Below are 6410 nucleotides of genomic sequence, written 5' to 3'. Positions count from 1 at the left end.
GATGGAAGCGGCGCGATTTTCGGCGGCGGTGGCTTCGCGCTCGGCGCGGCGCTTCGCCCTGTCCGCCATCACGGCCGGATCGACGACCGGCCGGTCGCGATATTTGGCGAGCGCGTTCATCCGTGCACGCGCTGCGGCCTCCTGCCGCTCCTGAAAACCGGGATTTTGAAATGCTGCCATATGCGTATTGTTTTCCATTGTTGGAATCGGCGTTGGAAGGGTGGCGGCCCCTGCGTGTCAGGGTTCGCCGGTTGAGCCTCTGGTTCGTCTAGCGATGACCGACGAGCAGCGCGAATAGATGGTCGAGATTCTGCTGGGCGTCCTGAACGACCGGATTGTCGGCGTTGCCCGGAAGCGACAGTGGCCTGCTCATGATGTCGTGCAGCCCTTCGGTCTCGGCGTCGCTCAGCAGATTCCGCTTTCGCAGGATGATGGCGAGGCTCAGTATCCCGTTGAATGCGGCCACATCGAGCGCCTGCTGGGCCTCCAGCAACTGCTGCGCGGTCAGGTCATGCTCCTGCTCGGCCATCTACGCCTCTCCTGGTGTTGAATGACCTCGGCGCAGGTCGGGCAGGCCAATGGCGGACGCTCGCGCATCCGCCATCAAGACTCACGCTTCGCGCAGATTGACCGCCGACGTCTTGCCGCGGCGATCGGTCTCGAGTTCGTAGGAGACGCGCTGGTCCTTGTTGAGGGTCGCCATGCCCGCACGCTCGACGGCGGAGATGTGGACGAAGGCATCGCCCGTGCCGTCTTCCGGCGCGATGAAGCCATAGCCCTTGTCGGTGTTGAAGAATTTTACGGTGCCGGTGATCATGAGAGCATCCTTGTCCCACGGGTATCGGACGCGCCAACGCGGCGCATTCCGGCGTCTTGAAGCTAGAAGGACAAGGGGAGGAGCCAAGGCGGCCCGTCATCCGTCGCAGGCGACGATCAGCCATACCGATATAGCAGCTTGCTCCCGAAAAGCCAGTCTGGAGTGTCGGAGACACAATGAAGTCTCCGGAAGTCTTAGGGACACGATACCCAGCCCGCTCTACTCCGACCGCCGCCTCAAATCCTCCACACAGCGCTCGGCCGTCCGCCCGTCCCACAGATCCGGCCGCTTGCGGTCCTGGCGGGGTTGGGCGAGCGCGGCCAGTAGCCGTTCCAGCAGCCTATCGGCGTTGACCAGCTGCGCAGTGCCCTCGCTGATCGTGATCGGGCGCTCGGTGTTCTCGCGCAGAGTCAGGCAGGGGATGCCCAGATAGGTCGTCTCCTCCTGGATGCCGCCGCTGTCGGTGATCACCGCCGCCGCTCCCGCGACGAGGCTCATGAAGCGGACATAGGCGGCGGGGCCGACGAGCGTCAGGCCGGCCGCCTCCAGCTTCGCGACACCGGCCTCGCCGAGCCGCTGGCGGGTGCGCGGGTGGACCGGGAAGATCAGCGGCAGATGCGCCTGCACTGCGATCAGCGCCTCCACCAGCCGGTCCAGCTGCTCGGGCACGTCGACGTTCGACGGCCGGTGCAGCGTCACCACGCCGTAGCTGCCCGCCGCGAAACCGAGTTCGCCCGGATAGTCGGCGGCGAGGATGGCGGGGCGGACGAGTTCGTAGCTGTCCATCATGATGTTGCCCACGCGGGTGATCCGGCTTTCGGGAATGCCTTCGTCACGCAGATTCTGGTCGGCGTCGGGCGACGGGGTCCACAGCACGTCAGCGAGCACGTCGGTGACGAGGCGGTTAAGTTCCTCGGGCATGTCGCGGTCGCGGCTGCGCAGGCCCGCCTCGAGATGGACGATCGGGATCCGCAGCTTCGCCGCCGCCATCGAGGCCGCGGCAGTCGAGTTGACGTCACCGACCACGACCAGCCAGTCGGGACGTTCCTCGATCGCCAGCTTCTCATAGGCGATCATCACGCGGCCGGTCTGCTCGGCATGACTGCCCGAGCCGATGCCGAGATGATGATCGGGCGCGGGCAGGCCGAGATCGGCGAAGATGTCGTCGGACATCGCCGCGTCATAATGTTGCCCGGTGTGGACGATGACCGGGCGGAAATCGGTCGTCGCCTTCAGCGCGTGCCAGAGCGGCGCCACCTTCATGAAATTGGGGCGGGCGGCGGCGATGAGGTGGACGGTCTTTGGCTCGGTCATGCGAAACGACCTAATGAAATATGCGCGCTTGTCGAGGCGGCAGCGCCGTCGAGCACGTCAATGGTGATGATGGCCGCGGTGATGCCCATGGTCGTGCCCATGATCATCATCATGATCGTGGCGCCCATCTCCGCTCGCCCCCTCGGCGCAGTCCGCGTCGGCGCAGCGGCCGCGCTCGATCTGGAAGGTCGCATGCCCGATATTGAACTCGTCGCGCACCAGCCGCGCGGTGGAGACGAGGAAGCCGTCCTGTTCGGCAAGGTCGGGCATGACGAGATGGGCGGTCAGCGCGGTTTCGGTCGTGCTGGTCGGCCAGATGTGGATGTGATGGACGGCGGTCACGCCGGGCAGCGAGCCGAGGCGCGCGGCGACCTTGGCGGGATCGATCCGGCTCGGCACGCCGGCCAGCGACATCAGCAGCGAGTCGCGGAACAGGCCCCAGGTTCCGATGACGATCACCGCGACGATGACGATGCTGATCGCCGGGTCGATCCACAGCGCGCCCGTTTCCGCCACGATCAGGCCCGCAACGACGACGCCCGCCGACACCGCCGCATCGGCCGCCATGTGGAGGAAGGCGCCCCGGATGTTCAGATCGTCCTCGCCGCCCCGCAGGAACAGCAGTGCCGTGCCGAGATTGATGACGATGCCGACCGCAGCCACCGCCATCATCATCCCGCTCTGGATCGGTTCGGGCTCGAACAGCCGCTGGATCGCGCCGAGCGCGATCGCGCCGCAGGCGATCAACAGCAGGATCGCATTGAACAGCGCCGCCAGGATCGAGGAGCCCCGCAGGCCGTAAGTATAGCGCGCGCTCGCAGGCCGCTTGGACAGCGCATAGGCGGCCCAGGCCATCAGCAGCCCCAGCACGTCCGACAGATTATGGCCGGCATCGGCGACGAGCGCGATCGATCCCGAGGCGAGCCCGGCCAACCCCTCGACGATCACGAAGGCGAGGTTCAGCGTAACACCGATGGCGAAGGCCCGCCCGAATTCCTTGGGCGCATGGCTGTGACCATGGGCGCCGTGCCCATGCCCGCTATGGTCGTGATCGCTATGAGCGGTACTGTGGGCGCGAGTCATGCCGTCCACCTACAGGCATTTTTCGAGCAAGAGAAAATGAAGATCGTTGCGCGGATCAATGCCTGTTACGCCTTCCTGCCCCGGAAAGGGCCGGGTTTCACCCGTCGGCTCATAGCCACGACGCCGATACCATGAGAGCAGTTCGGGGCGCCGGTGGACGACGTAGAGCCGCATCCGCTGCGCTGCTTCGCTCCGGGCGATGTCCTCCGCCGCCGCCATGATCCGCTGGCCAAGGCGATCCTTCTGGCGGTCTGGATCGACGCTGAGCATGCCCAGCTGCCAAAGCCCTGCCCCCTCGTCCTCAAGGCGGACGGTAGCAATCGGTGCGCCTGATACACCGTCGCGGACGATCCGGAGCCGCACCGAGGGGTCGGCCAGGTCCTGCCGTATCTCGGCTTCATCGACCCTCGGTTCGGCGATGAAGTCCTCGACCGTCCAGCTCCGCCGCTCGCCCCAGCCGCGATAGGCACGGTTGACCAGATCGACGATGGCCGTGACGTCGGATTCGCGCGGAAGATCGAGCATGGCATTCTTTCAGCCATTTCGACCGGCGAGAGGCAAGCGCCGGAGTCGAGTCGCGCGGCGATCCTGCTCGAGGCAATGCGGGGATCACCGCGCAATTCGTCCCATAATCCGGCCATTTTTGCGATCGAACGAACCCGCTGGACGGCAAGTAGAATTTCGAAACTTTACATGGGGGTCAGCGCGCCATATATCCGCGCCTCCGCTGCCCCATGGGACTTCCACCGCAAGGCAGCTTTCTTGCCCACGTTACACCCGGAGGTCCCTTGAGTTGCACAAGCACCATAGCGCGCTGGGGCTAGCTTCGTCCCTTAAGCCGGTTCAGCCGGTAACGCTTCTTCGTCCCCACGCCGCTGCGCGGGCTGCCAGGTTCTTCGTCGAGAAGTTCCAGGGTCGCTCGATGTATGCCGTCAAGGCGAATCCCTCCCCCGATCTGATCCAGATCCTGTGGGAAAACGGCATCACGCAGTTCGACGTGGCGTCGATCGCGGAAGTGCGGCTCGTCGCCGGCATCGCGCCCGAGGCGAAGCTCTGCTTCATGCACCCGGTCAAGGCCGAGGAGGCGATCGCCGAAGCCTATTTCGACTATGGCGTCCGCACCTTCTCGCTCGATTCGCTCGAGGAGCTGGACAAGATCGTGCGCGCCACCAAGGGCGCGACCGACCTGACGCTGTGCGTTCGCCTTCGTGTCTCCTCGGAAATGTCGAAGCTCAGCCTCGCGTCGAAGTTCGGCGTGGAGTTGGCCGACGCCAAGGAACTGCTGCTCCGCACCCGTCAGGTGGCGGACGCGCTCGGCATCTGCTTCCACGTCGGCAGCCAGGCGATGAGCCCGTCGGCCTATGTGCAGGCGATGGAGAAGGTCCGCGCGGCGATCGTCGCGGCGGCGGTCACGGTCGACGTCATCGACGTCGGCGGTGGCTTCCCCTCGGTCTATCCCGGCATGGAACCGCCTGCGCTGGAGGCCTATTTCGCCGCGATCCACCAGGCCTTCGAGAGCCTGCCGGTGTCCTATTCGTCGGAACTGTGGTGCGAGCCGGGCCGGGCGCTGTGCGCGGAATATGCGAGCCTGCTGGTCCGCGTCGAGCGTCGCCGTGGCGACGAACTCTACATCAACGACGGCGCCTATGGCGCGCTGTTCGATGCCGCGCATGTCGGCTGGCGCTTCCCCGTCCAGCTGCTGCGCGACGGCGAACCGCGCATCCGCGACACCGGGTTCAGCTTCTACGGCCCGACCTGCGACGACATGGACCGGATGGCCGGCCCGTTCGTCCTGCCCGGCGACGTCAATGTCGGCGACTATATCGAGATCGGCATGCTCGGCGCCTATGGCTGCGCGATGCGGACCGGCTTCAACGGCTTTACCGCCGGCGAGCGGGTCATCATGACCGATGAGCCGATGGCGTCGCTCTACACGCACGACGATACGCAGCGCGAAACGGTTTCGCACAACGTCATCACCCTGTAAGGGCTGCCCAGCAGAAAAGCCCGTCTCCGGCGGAAAGCCGGACCACCCGCCAGTTCTGGCGCGATGGTCCGGCTTTCCGCCGGAGCTGCGGCCGTTTTGATTTCCGGAGACCAAGATGAACACACCCTCTGTCAACGACACGCGTAAGGCCGAGCTGCTTTCGACGCAGGTCGAGCATATCGACATTACCAGCTTCGACGCCCGCCCGATCATCGACGCGATGGGCAAGATGAGCTTCACCAGCCGCGACCTTGCGCGCGCCACCGGCATCTACAACCAGATGCTCGAGGATCCCGACTGCACGATCTTCCTGGTCATCGCGGGTTCGACCTCGGCCGGCGGCTGCATGGACGCCTATGCCGAACTGGTCCGCTCGGGCATGGTCGATGCGGTCGTCGCCACCGGCGCGACGATCGTCGACATGGATTTCTTCGAGGGCCTCGGCCACAAGCATTATCAGGCGCTCGAAGTGCCCGATGACGACACGCTGCGCTCGCTGTTGATCGATCGCATCTACGACACTTATATCGACGAAGAGCAGCTTCAAGACTGCGACTTCACGATCAACAAGATCGCCAATTCGCTCGAGCCGCGCGCCTATTCGAGCCGCGCCTTCATCCGCGAGATGGGCAAATATCTCGTCGAGCATGGCAAGAAGGAGAACAGCCTCGTCAAGCTCGCTTATGAGCATGACGTGCCGATCTTCTGCCCGGCTTTCGTCGACAGTTCGGCGGGCTTCGGCCTCGTCAAGCATCAGGTCGACTGCATGAAGGCGGGCCGCCCCTATATGATGATCGACGCCATCGCCGATTTCCGCGAGCTCACAGACATCAAGATCAAGGCCGGCACCAGCGGCCTGCTGATGATCGGTGGCGGCGTGCCGAAGAACTTCATCCAGGACACCGTCGTCTGCGCCGAGATTCTAGGCCATGAAGACGTCGAGGTGCACAAATATGCGGTGCAGATCACGGTTGCCGACGTTCGCGACGGCGCCTGCTCCTCTTCGACGCTGCAGGAAGCCGCCAGCTGGGGCAAAGTCAACACCGGCATCGAGCAGATGGTCTTCGCCGAAGCCGGCTCGGTCCTGCCGCTGCTGGCGTCGGACGCCTATCATCGCGGCCATTGGAAGACCCGCGCCAAGCGCGCCTGGGGCAAGATGTTCGACTGATCGCGGTCGACAGAAAGAAAGGAAAAGGCCGGGCTCGCACG

General features: G+C 64.9%; 8 protein-coding genes. 2 read left to right on the top strand and 6 right to left on the bottom strand.

The genetic code is table 11. The features are described 5' to 3' along the window. From KAY22_RS08370 to KAY22_RS08345, 6 genes are all read right to left on the bottom strand, one after another. The coding region (locus KAY22_RS08370; RefSeq protein WP_296622169.1) for a DUF6481 family protein at positions 1 to 180 on the bottom strand (180 nt) is incomplete at its 3' end. 88 nt (positions 181 to 268) lie between these two features. Further along, a complete protein-coding gene (locus KAY22_RS08365; RefSeq protein WP_296622167.1) occupies positions 269 to 529 on the bottom strand; it encodes a hypothetical protein in 261 nt (86 codons plus the stop codon). Between the two features lie 81 nt (positions 530 to 610). Continuing rightward, positions 611 to 817, bottom strand: coding sequence for a cold-shock protein (locus KAY22_RS08360; RefSeq protein WP_296622165.1), 207 nt, complete (start codon positions 815 to 817; stop codon positions 611 to 613). A gap of 219 nt (positions 818 to 1036) precedes the next feature. Then, positions 1037 to 2131: a UDP-N-acetylglucosamine 2-epimerase (non-hydrolyzing) gene (wecB, locus tag KAY22_RS08355; protein ID WP_296622163.1), complete on the bottom strand. Its 1095-nt coding sequence runs from the start codon at positions 2129 to 2131 to the stop codon at positions 1037 to 1039. A gap of 57 nt (positions 2132 to 2188) precedes the next feature. Further along, positions 2189 to 3214: a cation diffusion facilitator family transporter gene (locus tag KAY22_RS08350; protein WP_296622161.1), complete on the bottom strand. Its 1026-nt coding sequence runs from the start codon at positions 3212 to 3214 to the stop codon at positions 2189 to 2191. 9 nt (positions 3215 to 3223) lie between these two features. Further along, positions 3224 to 3739: a GNAT family N-acetyltransferase gene (locus tag KAY22_RS08345; protein WP_296622159.1), complete on the bottom strand. Its 516-nt coding sequence runs from the start codon at positions 3737 to 3739 to the stop codon at positions 3224 to 3226. Between the two features lie 268 nt (positions 3740 to 4007). Here KAY22_RS08345 and KAY22_RS08340 point away from each other — a divergent pair, with 268 nt between their 5' ends. After that, on the top strand, positions 4008 to 5201 hold the full coding sequence (locus tag KAY22_RS08340) for a type III PLP-dependent enzyme (RefSeq protein WP_296622157.1): 1194 nt from the start codon (positions 4008 to 4010) through the stop codon (positions 5199 to 5201). Between the two features lie 115 nt (positions 5202 to 5316). After that, positions 5317 to 6369 (top strand): deoxyhypusine synthase, encoded by a 1053-nt coding sequence (locus KAY22_RS08335; RefSeq protein WP_296622155.1) that lies wholly within the window; start codon positions 5317 to 5319, stop codon positions 6367 to 6369. Positions 6370 to 6410: the final 41 nt, after the last annotated feature.

Origin of the sequence: Rhizorhabdus sp. (genome assembly GCF_018006725.1) — a bacterium.
GTDB lineage: Bacteria > Pseudomonadota > Alphaproteobacteria > Sphingomonadales > Sphingomonadaceae > Rhizorhabdus.
This window is presented reverse-complemented; position numbering and strand designations above follow the sequence as displayed.

Bases quoted from the DNA above. Each gene is read 5' to 3' on its own strand.
- KAY22_RS08345 (WP_296622159.1), bottom strand. From the start codon at position 3,739: ATGCTCGATCTTCCGCGCGAATCCGACGTCACGGCCATCGTCGATCTG.
- KAY22_RS08360 (WP_296622165.1), bottom strand. From the start codon at position 817: ATGATCACCGGCACCGTAAAATTCTTCAACACCGACAAGGGCTATGGC.
- wecB (WP_296622163.1), bottom strand. From the start codon at position 2,131: ATGACCGAGCCAAAGACCGTCCACCTCATCGCCGCCGCCCGCCCCAAT.
- KAY22_RS08365 (WP_296622167.1), bottom strand. From the start codon at position 529: ATGGCCGAGCAGGAGCATGACCTGACCGCGCAGCAGTTGCTGGAGGCC.
- KAY22_RS08335 (WP_296622155.1), top strand. From the start codon at position 5,317: ATGAACACACCCTCTGTCAACGACACGCGTAAGGCCGAGCTGCTTTCG.
- KAY22_RS08350 (WP_296622161.1), bottom strand. From the start codon at position 3,214: ATGACTCGCGCCCACAGTACCGCTCATAGCGATCACGACCATAGCGGG.